This window comes from Arcanobacterium pluranimalium, from assembly GCF_016907845.1.
Lineage (GTDB): Bacteria > Actinomycetota > Actinomycetes > Actinomycetales > Actinomycetaceae > Arcanobacterium_A > Arcanobacterium_A pluranimalium.
Genome location: NZ_JAFBCS010000001.1, coordinates 892630 through 910565 on the forward strand (window position 1 = coordinate 892630; position 17936 = coordinate 910565).

Annotated in this window: 15 protein-coding genes and 1 tRNA gene; 14 read left to right on the forward strand and 2 right to left on the reverse strand. The window is 53.7% G+C overall.

Translation table 11 applies throughout. The features are described from left to right. Position 1: 1 nt before the first annotated feature. A complete protein-coding gene (locus JOD55_RS03730) occupies positions 2-1045 on the reverse strand; it encodes an adenosine deaminase (protein WP_204398766.1) in 1044 nt (347 codons plus the stop codon). 163 nt (positions 1046-1208) lie between these two features. Here JOD55_RS03730 and JOD55_RS03735 point away from each other — a divergent pair, with 163 nt between their 5' ends. Further along, positions 1209-2456, forward strand: coding sequence for a phosphotransferase (locus JOD55_RS03735; RefSeq protein WP_204398767.1), 1248 nt, complete (start codon positions 1209-1211; stop codon positions 2454-2456). A gap of 31 nt (positions 2457-2487) precedes the next feature. Here JOD55_RS03735 and JOD55_RS03740 read toward each other — a convergent pair whose 3' ends face one another. Then, complete coding sequence (locus tag JOD55_RS03740) at positions 2488-3705, reverse strand: pyridoxal phosphate-dependent aminotransferase (protein WP_420827031.1); 1218 nt, start codon at positions 3703-3705, stop codon at positions 2488-2490. Between the two features lie 241 nt (positions 3706-3946). Here JOD55_RS03740 and JOD55_RS03745 point away from each other — a divergent pair. The 13 genes from JOD55_RS03745 to rpoB all read left to right on the forward strand — a co-directional run bounded on the left by JOD55_RS03745 (position 3947) and on the right by rpoB (position 17921). Then, a tRNA-Trp gene (locus JOD55_RS03745) sits at positions 3947-4019 on the forward strand. A gap of 52 nt (positions 4020-4071) precedes the next feature. After that, a complete protein-coding gene (secE, locus tag JOD55_RS03750; protein ID WP_204398769.1) occupies positions 4072-4314 on the forward strand; it encodes a preprotein translocase subunit SecE in 243 nt (80 codons plus the stop codon). A gap of 59 nt (positions 4315-4373) precedes the next feature. Next, entirely contained in the window at positions 4374-5198 is an 825-nt protein-coding gene (gene nusG / locus JOD55_RS03755; protein WP_204398770.1) for a transcription termination/antitermination protein NusG, read from the forward strand. Between the two features lie 96 nt (positions 5199-5294). Continuing rightward, the gene (gene rplK, locus JOD55_RS03760) at positions 5295-5729 is read left to right on the forward strand and encodes a 50S ribosomal protein L11 (RefSeq protein WP_124054121.1); all 435 of its coding nucleotides are present in this window, start codon (positions 5295-5297) and stop codon (positions 5727-5729) included. Between the two features lie 97 nt (positions 5730-5826). Beyond that, complete coding sequence (gene rplA, locus JOD55_RS03765) at positions 5827-6531, forward strand: 50S ribosomal protein L1 (protein ID WP_204398771.1); 705 nt, start codon at positions 5827-5829, stop codon at positions 6529-6531. A 157-nt stretch (positions 6532-6688) separates the two neighbouring features. After that, the gene (udk, locus tag JOD55_RS03770; RefSeq protein WP_204398772.1) at positions 6689-7309 is read left to right on the forward strand and encodes a uridine kinase; all 621 of its coding nucleotides are present in this window, start codon (positions 6689-6691) and stop codon (positions 7307-7309) included. 318 nt (positions 7310-7627) lie between these two features. Next, positions 7628-8149: a 50S ribosomal protein L10 gene (gene rplJ / locus JOD55_RS03775; protein WP_204398773.1), complete on the forward strand. Its 522-nt coding sequence runs from the start codon at positions 7628-7630 to the stop codon at positions 8147-8149. 58 nt (positions 8150-8207) lie between these two features. Further along, complete coding sequence (gene rplL, locus JOD55_RS03780) at positions 8208-8594, forward strand: 50S ribosomal protein L7/L12 (protein ID WP_204398774.1); 387 nt, start codon at positions 8208-8210, stop codon at positions 8592-8594. Between the two features lie 593 nt (positions 8595-9187). Then, positions 9188-11251, forward strand: a complete 2064-nt coding sequence (locus JOD55_RS03785; protein WP_204398775.1) for a glucose PTS transporter subunit IIA — start codon at positions 9188-9190, stop codon at positions 11249-11251. Between the two features lie 3 nt (positions 11252-11254). Continuing rightward, positions 11255-12112: a PRD domain-containing protein gene (locus tag JOD55_RS03790; RefSeq protein WP_204398776.1), complete on the forward strand. Its 858-nt coding sequence runs from the start codon at positions 11255-11257 to the stop codon at positions 12110-12112. After that, positions 12112-12378: an HPr family phosphocarrier protein gene (locus JOD55_RS03795; protein ID WP_204398777.1), complete on the forward strand. Its 267-nt coding sequence runs from the start codon at positions 12112-12114 to the stop codon at positions 12376-12378. The genes JOD55_RS03790 and JOD55_RS03795 overlap by 1 nt, the downstream gene beginning before the upstream one ends. A gap of 11 nt (positions 12379-12389) precedes the next feature. After that, positions 12390-14075, forward strand: coding sequence for a phosphoenolpyruvate--protein phosphotransferase (gene ptsP, locus JOD55_RS03800; protein WP_204398778.1), 1686 nt, complete (start codon positions 12390-12392; stop codon positions 14073-14075). 384 nt (positions 14076-14459) lie between these two features. After that, positions 14460-17921, forward strand: coding sequence for a DNA-directed RNA polymerase subunit beta (gene rpoB, locus JOD55_RS03805; protein ID WP_204398779.1), 3462 nt, complete (start codon positions 14460-14462; stop codon positions 17919-17921). Positions 17922-17936 lie beyond the last annotated feature (15 nt).

The window sequence follows — 17936 nt, forward strand, 5'->3', positions numbered from 1 at the left end:
ATCAAGCCGCTTGTGGATCAGGTGCGGGATCAGGCGTGGCTAGCCAGGCGTCAATCTCATCGTGCCAGCGTTCCTTATCGGATGGCGCGGCGAGCGAGGCACTAATCGAAGAATGCGCGAGCAAAGAGATTTCGTAGTCGTCAAGACCGAGTTTGCGAGCGTTCTCGTACTGGTCAGTGAGTCGCGAGAGGAAGAGCAGCGGATCGTCGGCACCAAGCGCGATCTGTGCACCGGCTTTGAGCAAGGTGCGCAGGGGGACGTCCCCAAGGGAGTTATAAACGCCAAGTTGCACATTCGACGCAGGGCACACTTCAAGAGCGATTCCGTTGTCAACGATATATTCGAGCAATGCTGAGTCTTCTGCGGCGCGCACGCCGTGCCCGAGCCGGCGAGGTTTGAGTGCCGTGACGATATCGCGAATGTGTGCTGGGCCAAGTAGCTCGCCGCCGTGCGGAACTGACGCCAGGCCAGCTTTGCGAGCGATATCGAATGCGCCTGCCCATTCTGGGGTATTCCCGCGGCGTTCGTCGTTAGAGAGTCCAAATCCCACGACCTGGCCTGCTCCTTCGCCTGCATGCTTGGCTGCTAAACGGGCCAAAATTCGTGCATCGAGGGGATGCTTGAGCCTCGAAGCTGCCACAACGATCGCCACTTGTACGCCGGTATCGCGCGAAGCGAGAGTGGCTTCGTCAAGAACGATTTCAAGAGCTGGGGTAATACCACCAACAAAGGGGGCGTAAGACGTGGGATCAATTTGGATTTCGAGGCGTTTAGAGCCTTCGCGAGCCTCGTCTTCAGCTGCTTCGCGCACGATCCTACGCATCGCATCTTCCGAGCGCACGACTTTGCGAGCCGCGTCGTACGCGCGTTGGAAACGGAACCAGCCACGCTGATCAGCAGGAACTTGGAGTGCGGTGTTATCGGTGAGGTTTTCCGGAAGCCGAATTCCTTGGCTCTGCGCCATATCTTTAAGTGTGGAGACTCGCATTGATCCTGTAAAATGCAGGTGCAGATGAGCTTTAGGAAGGGCTTGGAGATCTCGCATACACCTATTTTGCCAGCGGATCATCAGAGTTTCCATGAGGAGGCTTGGCGTGCACGCAATGTCACAACGCATCACGCACGCAATGTCGCAGCACACTGTGCACATAATGTCACAACACCGTGTGCAGTTTGTATTTACCGGCGAGGTCTCATATAAAAAGAGTATGCAAAATTCTGAGAGAGCCCGGTGTGAAAGGCGTGATTTAGCGCTACTCACTGGCTCGCGAGCAGGCGAAATGCTGCGACTCGCAGTTGCTGAGCAGGGAATTTTGCGTTCTTGGGCTGTGCATCAGGTACATCATCGCCCAGGTGCGGGAGTTTCGATTGGATACACGGTCGTCTTTGATACCAATCGTCACCAGCAGCGAGTAGATACCTATTTGGTTGCTTCTACGGAGCGCATTGCTGAGGACTCGATCCTGGGCGTGCAAGGAAAAATTTTGCGTTTTGGCAGCACACGCGTGTGTGTCTGGCAGCATCCGTGTGACCCTGAATTGCCTGCGCTTGAGCTCGCCTGCACACCACATTTACTTTCTGATTTTCTGGGCGAACGCGTTGAAATCGAATTGCTCGGATACCGTCCTACGCGCCGCGCCGTGGTGCGGATTGAGCGCGAATCTGGCTCAGCACTGTTCGGCAAAGTTGTGCGCAGTAAAGATCAACCCGATCTGGAGCGCCGCTTAGAACTTGTCAATAAGGCAGGTGTGCCAGCTCCGGTGATATACAAATCCGCACCTGGTTTTGTTGTGACGACGCCGGTGGCCGGAGTCGCGTTGTCGCGCTATTTTTCTTCGATCACGATTTCTGATGCGATTAAACAACAGCAGGTCTTGAACTCCCTCGAATCTTGCCTCGACTCACTTCCATATTTGGCGCTGGGAATGCCTCAACGAGCTGCGTGGGTAGATCGGTGTGAACACTATGCCCATGCTGCTGCGCTTGCGCTTCCTGAGTATGAGGAGCGATGCCACAATGTGGCGAAGAGGATTCGAGAGCTGCTGAAACAGGCAGATTTGGGGCCGGTAGTTCCCACTCATGGAGACTTTTACGAAGCAAATATTTACGTTGATCCGCAAACTGGCAAGCTTACTGGCCTGCTAGATCTCGACTCTCTCAGCCCTGGGCACCGCGTTCACGACTGGGCTTGCCTATTAGCACATATGTCTGTTTTGCCGAGTCTTGCTCCACAATCGTATCGCTCTATCCCCGTCATTCTGGATCAATGGTTCGATTCTCTGGCTACGCGCGTTGATCCAGTGGCTCTGTGTGCTTCAGCTGCAGGTGTGGTCATTTCATTGGTTGCAGGTGCGCGTAAGCAGCGCAAACAATGGAATACGGAGGCGGAAAACCGCCTCCGTATTGCCGAAAATTGGATTGAACGCGGGCAGAGCCTACTTGAAGAAGGCTACTGAGCCCGGCGTCCGTCGTCGTGAGAAACGAAGCTCATCGGTTGAAAAGCTTCTGTAGGCGCTCGATGCCTGCCACGAGATCGTCGTCGGACAGCGCGTAACCGAGACGAATGTAGCCGGGCGCGCCAAAGGCTTCACCTGGAACAACAGCTACCTCAACTTCTTCAAGGATGAGGGTAGCGAGTTCGGACGTGGTGTTTGCGACGCGGCCGTTGAACTCTTTACCGAGAACTGCCTGCACATTGGGGAAAACGTAGAATGCGCCGGTTGGCTCTGGAACCTCAAAGCCCTCGATTTCGCGCAGCATTTCTACGATCTTCTTCCGACGGCGGTCGAAAGCTTCCTTCATCTGTGCTACAACGCTCTGATCACCGGTAATAGCGGCGATTGCGGCACGCTGCGCCACGTTGGAGACGTTCGAAGTGATATGCGACTGGAAGTTCGATGCAGCCTTGATCACATCTGCCGGGCCGTACATCCAGCCCACGCGCCAGCCGGTCATTGCGTATGTCTTGGCGACGCCGTTGACCACAATTGTTTGATCGGCGAGCTCAGGTACCTCTTTAAGCAGGTAGGACTGCTTGCCTTCGTAAACGAGGTGCTCGTAGATTTCGTCGGTGATGATCCAGACGCCGTTTTCCAGTGCCCATGTGCCGATCTCCTTGAGCTCGGCTGCGGAGTAGACAGCGCCAGTTGGGTTCGACGGCGAGCACATCAGCAGTGCTTTAGTTGCTGGCGTGAGAGCGGCGTCTAGTTGCGCCACGGTCACCTTGTAACCCTGATCGGACCCTGCGAATACTTCTACCGGGTTGCCACCGCAGAGGCGAATGACCTCAGGGTAGGTGGTCCAGTAAGGAGCAGGGAGGATGACGTCGTCGCCGTCGTCTACGATAGAACGGAACGCCTGGTAGACGGCCTGTTTTCCGCCGTTTGTGACGATGATGTTGTTAGGATCAACGTCGATTCCAGAATCGCGCTTAGTCTTGGCAGCGATGGCTTCCCGTAGTTCGGGCAGGCCTTTCGCTGGTGTGTACTTGTGATTCTTAGGATCCTTTGCTGCTTCTATTGCTGCTTCAACAATAAAATCAGGGGTCGGAAAATTAGGCTCACCAGCACCGAAGCCAATAACAGGCTTTCCTGCGGCTTTCAATGCTTTGGCCTTTGCGTCTACGGCGAGGGTTGCTGACTCTTGAAGTGCCCCAAGGCGGGTAGAAACCCGGCGGGCTGTTTTATTTTCATTCACATCATCTATTGTGTCACAAAACACTTTGCCCTTCCGTCTGAGTCCAAAATGTAGGCGGAAATTTCGTGTGGCATTGATGATTTTCGCTTGCGATAGCGCGTGTGTCGATCCAACGTGGTGAGAATTACAGGGCGGAGAGCACATTTATTTGGACTAATGAGCAAAAGCCGACTAAAGTGGATTGAGCTGTGCCAAGCAATAGAAATTAGGCCTCACTCTCAGGCATAATTGATAGTGCTCGCTAAGCGATAGGGTAGTGGCGCAATTGGTAGCGCACCGGTCTCCAAAACCGGCGGTTGTGGGTTCGAGTCCCTCCTGCCCTGCAGAAAGCGGCCCAAAGGGGCCGTTTTCCACATTAACCGAGAGGATCCACTCGTGAATGACGTTGCTAAAGCTCATGGTCATCGTGTAGCCAAAGAGAGCAAAGAGGGCTTCTTTGCTCGTATCATCACGTTCTTTAAGCAGGTTCTTGCTGAGTTTAAGAAAGTTCAGCGTCCAACCGGCAGCGAGTTGTGGACTATGTTCCTCACGGTTGTGGGATTTTTGATTGTTGTCATGATCTTCGTGGGCTTGCTTGATCTTGGATTTAGCCAGTTCGTATTCTGGGTGTTTGGCTGATCGCTAGCGCTCAACAGTAATTGTCGGTAATAGGGAACATAAGTAGGGAAGCAGGGAACATGCCTGAAGAAACTTTCGAGCCACAAAACAGTCCGCTGTTTTCTGACGGTTCGACCCCAGAAGTTGAGGCTGAAGCTCCAGTTGTGGAGACTACCTCTGGCGACGTTGCTCCCGAGGCAGTAGAAGCCGAGGCTGGCTCAGACGTGGAAACTGCTGAAGAGCCCACGGCAGAAGAGACTGTACCAACTGGCGAAACTGAAGCAGACGGCGTCGACACTGAAGAGATGGTTCGCGCCCGCTTGCGTGGTCTGCCAGGCCGTTGGTACGTTCTTCACACTTATGCCGGCTACGAAAAGCGCGTCAAGCAGGATCTTGAGATTCGTATCCACTCGATGGATATGGAAGATTACATCTTCCAGGTAGAAGTGCCGATGGAAGAAGTTATCGAAGTGAAGAAGGGTCAGAATAAGCGTGTTTCGCGCGTTCGAATCCCTGGTTACGCCCTTGTTCGTATGGATCTTACCGACGACTCTTGGCGAGTTGTGCAGGAGACGAACGGCGTGACCGGCTTCGTTGGAAACGGTCGTAACCCAGTTGCGCTCACCAAAGACGAGATCGTGAAGATGCTCACCCCAGTGGTTGAGCAAGAAGTTGCTCAAGAAGCTGTTGCTGCTGGAAAACCAGTCAAGACTGGCGCTCCTGTTCTTGTTGCTGAGTACGAAGTTGGCGAGACGGTGACTCTCATCACTGAACCTTGGGTGGGAATGCCGGCTACAATTTCACAGGTTGACGCGGTAAATCAGCGACTTACCGTGCTTATGACGCTTGTTGGCCAGGAAACCCCGGTCGACTTGTCGTTCAGCCAAGTCCAGAAGATGGATTAATCCGATTTAGGATTTTCTCCTCCTTTTGACTTAAGCTGTTCGACGCCCGCCACTTTTGCCATGTGGCGGTACACATTAGAAACAAAGGATCATTAAATGCCACCGAAGAAGAAGGTTGCAGGCCTGATCAAACTTCAGATTCAGGCAGGTGCTGCAAACCCAGCTCCACCAATCGGCCCAGCTTTGGGTCAGCATGGTGTGAACATCATGGAGTTCTGCAACGCCTACAACGCCGCTACCGAGTCCATGCGCGGCAACGTCATCCCAGTTGAGATCACGGTTTACGAAGATCGTTCATTCACTTTCGTAACCAAGACTCCGCCAGCTGCTGATCTGCTCAAGAAGGCTGCTGGAATCAAGAAGGGTTCAGGCGTTCCACACACCAACAAGGTTGGCCATGTTACCGCTGATCAGCTTCGCGAAATTGCGAAGACGAAGCAGCCGGATCTCAACGCCAACGATATTGACAACGCTGCTCGTATCATCGCGGGCACCGCTCGTTCTATGGGTCTAACCACAGACGAGATCTGATTTTTAGACACCGTTTCGGTGTAGGTGTCCTCGGGACATCGTGGTAGAACCCGGAGCTGGTTCGCATTACCACGACTGCTAAAAAGGAGAAAGCAGAATGGCAAAGCGCTCAAAGAATTATCGTAAGGCTGCCGAACTTATTCAGGCCGGCGAGCTTTACACCGCTCAGGAGGCTTTGGAACTCGCTTCCAAGACTTCTGTTACAAAGTTTGCATCGACTGTGGAAGCTGTATTCCGCCTCGGTGTTGACCCACGTAAGGCAGACCAGATGGTTCGCGGTACCGTATCACTTCCTCATGGAACTGGTAAGACGGCGCGCGTAATCGTATTCGCAACTGGTGAGCGTGCACAAGCCGCTCTCGAAGCTGGTGCGGATGAAGTTGGCGACGACGATCTCATCGAGAAGGTTGCAGGTGGCTGGACCGATTTCGATGCAGCTGTTGCAACCCCAGATATGATGGGCAAGGTTGGAAAGCTTGGTCGTGTGCTCGGTCCACGTGGTCTCATGCCAAACCCTAAGACTGGTACTGTGACGATGGATACCGCAAAGGCTGTTGCGGACATCAAGGGTGGACGTATCGAGTTCCGTGTTGATAAGCACGGTAACCTTCCGTTCATCGTTGGTAACACTGGTTTCACTGCAGAGCAGTTGCTTGATAACTTCAACGCTGCGTACCAGGAGATCATGCGTTTGAAGCCGGCTTCGTCGAAGGGTCGTTACCTGCTCAAGGCAACCATTGCGACGACGATGGGTCCAGGAATCCCACTTGATATTGCTAAGCTTGGCAAGACCGAGAAGTGATTTCTTAGCGGTGTGAAATAGCACTTTGAAACTCCCCGAAACTGATTGTTTCGGGGAGTTTCGTATTCTTTCGTATTATCGGTAGAATCAGACGAGTTATCGGTAGAATCGGGCGAGTATTGGTGTCCAACGTGTTTTGTGTGGAGAAAGGTTCATTGTGGCTAAGCCTTTTGTGATTGGTATTGCGGGTGGTACTGGCAGTGGGAAGACGACGCTCACCCGCGCGATTGCTGAGCGTTTCGATACCAAGACCACCGTCGTCTTCCACGATAACTATTACAAAGAGCATCATGGCCTCACCCACGAGCAGCGAGCAAAACTCAATTTTGACGCTCCGGAAGCATTCGATAACGATTTGATGGCGCAACAGCTGCAGGAACTTATTGCCGGGCGAGCAATTGATTGTCCGGTATATGATTTCACGGAGCACAATCGAAAATCGTATACGACGCGTATTGAACCGGCTCCGGTGATTTTGGTTGAGGGAATTTTGATATTTGCGCAGCCTGAGTTATGTGAGCTCTTCGATCTCAAGCTTTTTGTAGACACCGATGCAGATGTGCGAATTATGCGCCGCATCAAACGAGATGTGCTCGAACGTGGCCGGGATATTAATTCGGTGGAGAAGCAGTATCTTTCCACTGTGAAACCAATGCATGAGCTGTATGTTGAACCGTCGAAACGGCACGCAGATCTGATCATCCCTGAAGGTGGGCGCAACCTGGTGGCACTCGATATTTTGTTCCATCGGATCGAGAATCTCGTTTCGGCTCGTTAAGCGCTTGTGTGATACGGACTTATACGGTGAGTCCTTCTGCGGCAGATACTTATGGAATAGGTGCTTTTGCACTGGTCGCCTTGTTGCTTCGCTCACGAAGCGCCGTTCTTTCTTGCATGACGACGCCGGGGCAGGTAGCGTATATTCTGCCCAAGACCGCAGGTCGCCCGTTGCCAACGGGGTGAAGTTCGCAGTGCGAAGCCCGCGCAGGTACGATTTTTCAATAGCAGAAGTATGCTTGAACCCTCGTGCGCTGCGCGAGGGTTTTTGTTTTGTAAAACTTCCGACTTTTGCGGCTACTATTCGGAAGGAGGTCCCATGGCACGGACCGACAAGTCTGCAGCGATCGCAGAGCTTACGGAAGATTTCCGCAAGTCTTCGGCGGTTCTGGTGACTGAGTACCGCGGTTTGACCGTTGCGCAACTAAAGACGCTTCGTCGTGCGCTCGGTGCTGACGCAGAGTACAAGGTTGCTAAGAACACCCTCGCACGCATTGCAGCCCGTGAAGCCGGCATCGAAGGACTCGATGACGACCTCAAGGGTCCGACCGCGCTGGCATTTGTTACCGGTGACATCGCTTCCGCAGCTAAGGCAGTTAAGAACTTTGCTAAGGAGAACAAGGCTCTCATTGTGAAAGCCGGTGTTCTCGAAGGTAATCTTCTCAACGCTGAAGATGTTCAGAAGCTCGCCGATCTCGAATCCCGTGAGGTTCTGCTTGCTAAGACTGCTGGAGTCCTCAAGGCTTCGCTGTACAAAGCTGCATACGTATTCAAGGCGCCAATCACCAAGACTGTGCGCACCGTAGACGCCCTGCGCGAGAAGCAGGAATCCGCTGCCTGAGGGTAGTGGTATCAACCAATTAAATTGCCTCGCGTAGGCACAGGAAGGAAGGTCAATCATGGCCAAGCTTACCGCTGAAGAGCTCATCGAAGCTTTCAAGGAGCTCACCCTCGTAGAGCTCAACGATTTCGTTAAGAAGTTCGAAGAAGAATTCGAAGTTGAAGCAACCGCTCCCGTTGCTGTTGCAGCTGCTGCTGCTCCAGCTGCAGGTGAAGCAGCTGCTGAAGACGAGAAGGATTCGTTCGACGTTATCATCGAAAACGCTGGCGACAAGAAGATCCAGGTCATCAAGGAGGTGCGCGCTCTTACCCCACTTGGTCTCAAGGAAGCTAAGGAGCTCGTTGACTCCGCACCTAAGGCTCTTCTCGAAGGCGTTAACAAGGAAACCGCTGAGAAGGCTAAGGAACAGCTCGAAGCTGCTGGCGCAACCGTCGTTCTTAAGTGATTTCTGCGGTTTAGACCGCAATCTTAAACTTGCTGGTTAAACACCGGCGGTTGAGGGAGGGCCCCGATCGAAGATCGGGGCCCTCCCTTGTATGCTCTCCTCACGCACACCTCCCGTGCAGCTTCTCGCGTGCGTACCCGCGTGCATACCTCGTCGAGACTTCTCGCGCCGCATCTCTCTTGATGAATCCTCCGCACATAGCCTTCGCATATAACGCATTCGGCACAAATTGGCGCTGGCTAGCCGAGCTTGGAGTCTACTTACGATGGAAAGTCGGTGCGTTTTTGGCATCATCTGCACAAATATCGAGATGTTGCGCTATACGCCCCAAGAATCCGGGCTTTTCCGAATCGGATCACCGTCCGAAAGCCATGAAGGGCGCACTGTGGTGATCTGAACCACGTTGCTAGACAAGCTCTTTCGTGGCGGTATATCGTATCTTTCGAAAGCTGGTATTTAACCAGAGGATTGTTACCCGGTAGGGGCAAGACCTAAGCATGACGATTCGTCATAGCTTGGGTCTTTTTTGTTTTTACCGGCGTTTTGTCCTACACCACCTATAACCCAATATCTCATTAAGCAAGGAAGCTATCATGTCGAATGAAACGCGCGTCATTTCCCCAGCGCAGCAAATTATCGACGCTATTGGCGGCTCTACCAATGTGAAGAGTCTGACCCACTGCGCCACACGGCTGCGTTTTGAACTTGTGGACGCAAGCAAGGTCAATCGCGAGGAACTGGAAAAGATCGACGGTGTCTTGGGAGTCGTACCTCAATCAGGTGAGCGCTACCAAGTTGTGGCTGGCGGCGGCGTCGCTACTCTCTACAATGAGATTAAGTCCCTGCCTAGCATGGCAAAAACTGGCAAGCAGGCCGCGAAAACCGATGCAGAAATCAAAGCCGAGGCTCGCAGCAAAGCGCGGGGTCGTTTTGGCTGGGTAGATGCGTTCTTTGAATTTCTCTCTGACTCGTTCCGCCCGATTTTGGGCGTATTGCTGGGCGCTTCGCTCATTATTGCTTTCGCTTCGATTCTCGACGCTTTTGAAATTATCAAGTTCCGCGACGACACCAAGTCCTCTACCTGGGTATTCGTCGATGCAATGTGGCATTCGGTGTTCTTCTTCCTGCCGCTAATGGTGGCATACAATGCTTCGAAGAAGCTGCGTGTCGATCCATGGCTCGGTACCGCAGTGATGGGCGCGCTGATGACGCCGGAGTTCGTCTCGCTTTCGGATCCAAAGCGCTTCCCGAACACTGTATGCCAAACAAATGATTCACTTGGAACGAAGTCGTGTGTGGCGGAAGTCTTTGGAATCCACATGCCGTTGCACGGTTATTCGGGTCAAGTGTTCGTGCCGCTGATGATGGTGGGTCTGTTAGCGCTGGTCTACCGCGGTTTGAAGAAGATTTTCCCTGAGAACCTGCAGATGGTGTTTGTGCCATTCTTCTCGATGATCATCATGATTCCAGTTACCGCATTCTTAATTGGCCCACTGGGAGTTGTGGTTGGCAATGGCCTTGGCTCTGGCCTCGCATGGCTCAATGGCCATGCCCCAATCGTCTTTGCCGTGCTCATTCCAGTGATTTATCCGTTCTTGGTGCCTTTGGGCTTGCACTGGCCATTGAATGCGCTCATGCTCGTCAATATTCAGACTCTGGGTTACGACTTCATTCAAGGCCCCATGGGTGCATGGAACTTTGCTTGTTTCGGTGCGACGGCTGGCGTTTTAGTTCTCTCTATTCGCCATAAAGAAACGGTGATGCGCCAGGTATCCATCGGTGCTTTGGCTGCTGGTCTCCTTGGTGGTATTTCCGAGCCATCTCTGTACGGTATTCACCTGCGCTTTAAGCGAATCTACCCGCGTATGCTGGTGGGCTGCTTGGCTGGCGGCATCGTCATTGGCCTTACGGGTGGAGTGACTACCGGCGCATTTGCTTTCACATCCCTGCTCACAATTCCGGTGTTCACACCAGTGTGGCGTTATACCTTGGGTGTGATGGTGGCTTTCGTCGTCGCTATGGTGCTCATTATTATTTCGGATTTCCGCACGCCTGAAGAACGCGCGGCTTTTAAGGCTGAGCAGGAAGCTGAGGCTGCGGCGCAAGGTGCCGACGACGCAAGCTCGGACGCGCAGCCCGAGTCTCGTTCAGCTGTGGTTGCGGACGAAACTACAGGCAGCGGCGTCGTCGAGAACACTGAGACGACGACGGACGTCCTCGCGCCCGTGGCGGGAAGCGTCGTTGCGCTCGACAAGGTGGGCGACGCCGTCTTCGCATCTGGTGTGCTTGGGGCAGGTGTGGGGATCAATCCAGAGAATGGTACAATTCTCGCCCCTATATCGGGAACTGTGGCCTCGGTGCAGAAGTCGGGACACGCCTTTGGAATCAAGAGCGACGACGGCGTGGAGGTGCTCGTACACGTAGGTATCGACACCGTGAATATGCAGGGTAAAGGTTTTGACGTGCGCGTAGAAAAGGGTGCGCGGGTCGAAAGTGGGGACGTCCTTGTTGAGGTGGATCTGCAGCAGGTCACTGATTCAGGCTTCGCTACTACTACAATTGTGACTGTAACAAACACCAAGTCGCTGACGAGCGTTGAGCCGATTGTGCCAACCGACGTTCAGGCTGGTGAGAAGATCATTTCAGTAACTAGGTAGTGTATGGACGTCCTGCGAGTTTTCAACAACAACGTGGTTTTGGCGCGTGATGACGACGCCGCCGAAGTCATCGTGACGGGTTGGGGGATTGGGTTCCAGGCAAAGCCCGGATCGTCAATCGACCCCTCGAAGGTTGTGCGAAAATTCGTGCCAGTTGACGGCAGGGACCCAGATCATCTGGGAAAACTTTTGGCAGATATTCCGCCGAAGATTCTCGAACTTCTGGAAAAGGCGTTCAGCTCTACCGACAGCGGGTTGGGTTCGAATCCTGCCTTTGTCCTTGCACTTGCGGATCATATTACGTTCGCTTTCGAGCGGGTGCGCACTGCTATGGATGTGCGTTATCCGCTCGAAGCGGAGGTGCGTAATCTGTATCCGCAAGAATACGCCCAGGCGGTTGATCTGCTCACCCAGATTAACCGCTTGAGCGAGGAGCAGTTGCCGCAGGATGAAGCGGTGGCAATCGCTTTACATCTGGTCAACCTTGGCTTCAGCCACGGGGATCTGAGTTACACATATATGATGACGGGGATTATTCAGCAGATGATCGAAGTCATCGAGACGAGTTTTGGCGTACATTTAGAGTCGACGTCGGTGAACGTGGGACGTTTTATCACTCACCTTCGTTATCTCTTTGTTCGTATCCATCAACAAAAACAAATAAACGAAGAGGAAATTTCGGTCATTGGGCAGGCAATTCGTGATAGCTATCCAGAGTGTGTTGCTGTGGCGCAGAAACTGGCGGCTATCATTGAGCTGCGTTTTGATACTCGCGTGAGCGAAGATGAAATTTCGTATTTAACAATGCACATTGCTAGGGTGAGCGGTGATGCTCAACCGATTCGAAAGGAATCACAATAATGGCTACACGTACAGCAAAGATCGCTTCAGCAGTTGGACTTCATGCACGACCAGCAGCACTGTTTACTCAGGCTGTGGAAGAAACTGGTTTTGACGTGCAGATCTCCCTTGCTGGTGAAGAGCCAGTAGATGCCGCTTCGGTGCTCGAAGTTATGACGCTGGGCGCGCAGTGCGGCGATGAAGTGACGCTCACTGCTGAGGGGGAGGGCGCTGATGAGGCGCTGGAATCTTTGGCGCGTCTGCTCGAAACTGATCTCGACGCCTGAGAGGGGCTCTCATGACTGGTACTCATCAGATTTTGTACGGTTTAGGCGTTTCAAGTGGAATCGCAGCTGCTAAAGCAGTTGCAGTTCATGCGGCGCCCGGTTTTGATGCCAATGAAGCGCCCACTTCTGATTGGGAAGCGGCGAGCGTGCGGGTGCGCGAGGCTATGGCACATGTGTCTGCTCAGCTCAGCGAGAGAGCGCAGCAGGCTTCGGAGGCCGTGCGCCCAATCCTTGAGGCTTCAGCAAAGTTGGCTAATGATCGCGGTCTGGCAAAATCTGTTGATGCCAAGCTCAAGCAGGGAATGGGAGTGACGCGCGCCGTGCACGAGGCTACGCAAGGATATGCAGATATGCTTGCTGGTCTGGGTGGCTATATGGCTGAGCGCGTCACTGATCTTTACGATATTCGCGATCGCACGATTTCACAGCTGCTAGGACTCCCTGCGCCCGGCGTGCCTGAGCTCACGGAACTTTCGGTTTTGGTGGCTCGCGATCTTGCTCCAGCGGAAACTGCAACGCTTTCTCCGGAGCTGTGTGCTGCGATCATTACCGAAGAGGGTGGAACGACCAGCCACACCGCTATTTTGGCTGCTCAACTTGGCATCCCGGCTATTGTGCAGGTGCCCGGCGTGGTAGCTGCTGCTGAGGGGAATTTGGTGGCTGTGGACGGCGGTGTGGGAGAGGTTGTTATTAACCCTACCGATAGGGAAGTGGCTGACCTCAAGGAACGTGCAGTACGTCGCGCGAAAGCGCTGGCAGGTTCCTCGGGTGAGGGAGCGACGTACGATGGCCACAAGGTTGCGTTGCTTGCCAATATTGGCACTGCCGACGACGCTGCGAAAGCTGCAGCGATGGATCTGGAGGGCTGTGGTCTGTTCCGCACGGAGTTCCTGTTCTTGGATCGATCTGATGCGCCAAGTTTAGAAGAGCAGATTGCTACCTACACCAAGGTATTTGAGTCTTTTGGTGATCGACGCATTGTGGTGCGCACGCTCGATGCTGGTGCTGATAAACCGCTGGCTTTTGCCAATCTCGGCGCCGAAGAAAATCCGGCTTTAGGACGGCGTGGTTTGCGCCTGTGCCAGCGCCGGGAAGATTTGCTTGACACTCAGCTCGAGGCTCTGGCTCAGGCTTATAAGGCAACTGGTGCAGATGTGCGTGTTATGGCCCCGATGATTGCTACGGCGAGCGAGGCTCGTTGGTTTGCCGAGAAAGTTAAAGCAGTGGGCTTGCCTAAAGCGGGTGCGATGGTTGAGATCGCTTCGACCGCTATTTTAGCTGGACGGGTGATGCGCGAAGTTGATTTCGTCTCGATTGGTACTAATGATCTATCGCAGTACACCATGGCGGCAGATCGTATGCAGGGTGAGTTTGCTGAGCTTTTGAGTCCGTGGCAGCCGGCGTTGTTGACGCTCATTAAGATGACCTGCGAGGGTGGGCGTGCCACTGGTAAGCCTGTGGGCGTGTGTGGCGAAGCTGGCGGAGATCCGCTTTTGGCTTTGGTGCTGGTTGGATTGGGAGTTTCTTCACTGTCTATGGCTCCGAATAAGGTGAATGCAGTGCGCACTGCGCTGCGTTTGCACGATATGGCAACTTGCCAGCAAATGGCTGCATATGCGGTAGACGCTGACGATCCTGACAATGCTCGAGCTGCAGTTTTGGAGCTGACGAGTCCTGGATTGAAAGATCTTTTGTAATCTCTGCAAATGGCTGATTGGGACTGCAAGCTACCGGCGCGCCGCACCGGTAGCTTGCAGTTTTTCTCTATCTATGGGAAAGTCTTTCTTGACCGCGATAGTGTTTGAGACGCTCGTTGGTCATGAAAATCTAAGCAAATCGATGAAACTGATGGGCAGCGACAGCCCTCAGACCTTCGAGGATTTCTTAGAGCATACGAGTCGTGACCCCTTCCACACTGGTGGGGGCTGGACTAATTCGCCCTGATTCGGTAGATTTGAAACTTGCGCAGTGTATCAACACCCGTACCCTTTTTATCTGAATCTGTATTTCTCTTAATTGTGCGTGCGTGTGTCCGATCTTTGCGTTGATAGCCTTACCGGAACCCAGGGAAGGAACATCCTTTGGCTGCTTCGCGCACCTCTATGCCCACCGTCGTGAACGGCAAACTTGCCGCTGATCGTATCTCGTTCGCTAAACTCACGGAACCTATGACGGTTCCTGATCTTCTCAGCTTGCAGACGTCCTCTTATGGATGGCTCACTGGCTCAGATGAGTGGCGAGCTGAGCACCCAGACGAAAAGTCGGGCCTTGAAGAAATTTTTGATGAAATTTCACCGATTGAAAACACCACTCGTACCATGGGTCTTGTGTTGTCGAATCCTCATCTTGAAGATGAGAAAGCTTCGATTGTTGAATGCAAAGACAAAGACATGACGTACTCGGCGGCGCTCTACGTGACTGCTGAATTCCAGAACTACGAAACTGGTGAAATCAAGTCTCAGACCACCTTTATTGGTGACTTCCCGCTGATGACCCCACAAGGTACCTTTATTATCAACGGTACTGAGCGCGTCGTTGTCTCTCAGCTGGTGCGTTCCCCAGGCGTTTACTTCGAACGCTTGGCAGACAAGACCTCTGATAAGTACATCTACTCGACCAAGGTCATCCCGTCGCGCGGCGCATGGCTCGAGTTTGAAATCGACAAGCGCGATTCGGTGGGCGTGCGCATCGATCGTAAGCGCAAGCAGTCGGTAACCGTATTCCTTAAGGCCCTGGGCATGAGCGAATCCGAGATTCGCGAAGAATTCAAGGACTTCCCAATTCTGATTGACACCTTGGAAAAGGATACCGTCAAGACTCAAGAAGAAGCCTTGCAAGATCTTTACCGCAAGCTGCGCCCAGGCGAACCGCCAACCGCTGAGGCTGGCCGCAACTTGCTGCGCAATTTCTATTTCAACGACAAGCGCTACGACCTCGCCAAGGTTGGTCGTTACAAGGTCAATAAGAAGCTCGGCTTGGATATTGAATCTTCCAAGCGCCAGCTTTCGATCACCGATATCACGGCTACGCTTCGCTACTTGCTCGCTCTGCACGCAGGTGAAGCAGAAGTTGTATCCGCTGAGGGCGGCCGCAGCGTCGTCGTCGAAACGGACGATATCGATCACTTCGGCAACCGTCGTATTCGCGCTGTTGGCGAGCTGATCCAGAACCAGGTTCGCACTGGTTTGTCGCGCCTTGATCGTATGGTGCGCGAGCGTATGACCACGCAGGAAGCTGAAGCGATCACGCCGTCGTCGTTGATCAATATCCGCCCGATCGTGGCTGCAATCAAGGAGTTCTTCGGAACTTCGCAGCTCTCGCAGTTCATGGATCAAAACAACCCGCTTGCTGGTTTGACGCACAAGCGCCGTCTGTCGGCTCTCGGTCCGGGTGGTCTGTCGCGTGATCGCGCTTCGATGGAAGTTCGAGACGTTCACCCGTCGCACTACGGCCGTATGTGTCCAATCGAAACCCCTGAAGGTCCAAACATTGGTCTGATCGGTTCGCTTGCTTCGTTTGGCCGCGTCAATGCTTTTGGCTTTATCGAGACACCTTACCGCAAGGTTGTGGACGGTCGCGTCACTGATGAGATCGTTTACCTCGACGCCGCCGACGAAGATCGTTACGCGGTTGCACAGGCTTCGGCTGAGCTGAATGAGGACGGTACCTTCAAGGAGCAGGAAGTTCTCGTGCGTCTGCCTGGTGGTGAGCCTGCGCTCGTGCCACCAAGCGAAGTTGGCTACATGGACGTTTCTGCACGTCAGATGTGTTCCGTTGGTACCGCAATGATTCCATTCTTGGAGCACGACGACGCAAACCGCGCTCTCATGGGTGCAAACATGCAGCGTCAGGCTGTGCCGTTGATCCGTCCCGCCGCGCCGCTCGTAGGCACCGGCATGGAAATCCGTGCAGCTGTTGACGCCGGTGATGTTACTGTTGCCGTTGCGCCTGGTGTAGTTACCGAAGTTTCCGCCGACGCAGTTTACGTGGAAGAAGACGACGGTAACCACCGTATGTACAAGTTGGCGAAGTTCGAGCGTTCGAACCCTGGAAACTGCACCAACCAACGTGTTGTTGTTTCTGAGGGTGACCGCTTGGAGAAGGGTTCGCTCATTGCTGATGGCCCAGCTACCGACGGTGGCGAATTGGCTCTCGGTCAGAACCTCCTCGTTGCTTTCATGGCATGGAACGGCTACAACTACGAAGACGCTATTATTCTGTCCCAGCGTTGCCAGGCAGAAGATCTCTTGACTTCGATTCACATCGAAGAGCACGAGGTTGATGCCCGCGATACCAAGCTCGGTCCAGAGGAAATTACCCGCGATATTCCAAACGTTTCGGAAGAAATGCTTTCGCATCTCGACGAGCGTGGAATCATCCGTATCGGCGCTGAAGTTTCCGCAGGTGACATCCTCGTCGGAAAGATCACGCCAAAGGGTGAAACCGAGCTCACCTCCGAAGAGCGCCTGCTTCGCGCTATTTTCGGTGAGAAGGCAAAGGAAGTTCGCGACACTTCGCTTCGCGTGCCACACGGTGAATCCGGCATTGTGATCGGCGTGAAGGAATTCTCTTCGGAGAATCACGACGAGCTGGCAGCTGACGTTCGCCAGACCGTTCGCGTGCATATTGCGCAGCGCCGCAAGATCACGATTGGCGATAAGATGGCTGGACGCCACGGAAATAAGGGTGTTATCTCCCGTATTCTTCCGCTGGAGGATATGCCGTTCATGGAAGACGGTACTCCAGTCGATATCGTTTTGAATCCACTTGGTGTGCCATCGCGTATGAACCTCGGTCAGGTGTTCGAACTCCACTTGGGCTGGATTGCAGCTCAAGGCTGGGACGCTACCGAAGCTCGCAAGAACGGCGAAGAGTGGGCGCTGCGTCTGCCAGAGAATTCAGTCAAGACTGAGGGGCGCCAGCCAGTGGCTACTCCAGTGTTCGACGGCGTTCTTTCCGACGAGCTCAAGGGTCTGCTCGGAAATACGCTGCCAAATCGCGACGGCGATCGCATGGTTGATGAGAGCGGCAAGGCGCGTCTGTTCGACGGCCGCACCGGTGAGCCGTTCCCAGAGCCAGTTTCGGTTGGTTATATGTACATGCTGAAGCTGCACCACTTGGTGGATGACAAGATCCACGCGCGTTCAACCGGCCCATACTCCATGGTTACCCAGCAGCCACTCGGCGGTAAAGCCCAGTTCGGTGGCCAGCGCTTTGGAGAAATGGAAGTTTGGGCACTTGAAGCGTACGGTGCCGCACACACACTTCAGGAAATGTTGACGATCAAGTCTGACGATACCGTCGGCCGCGTCAAGGTTTATGAAGCAATCGTTAAGGGAGACAACGTACCTGAGCCGGGTCTTCCGGAATCGTTCAAGGTTCTCGTTCAAGAAATGCGTTCGCTGTGCTTGAATGTGGAAGCTCTTGACTCTGTAGGCAATGCTATTAGTCTGCAGGATTCCGACGACGACGCCTTCCGGGCACCGCAATCTGCGGGTGTCCAGACGGGCCTCGAAGACCTTCAGACAGGCGCTGACTTCTAGTTAGCTCTCGACGGT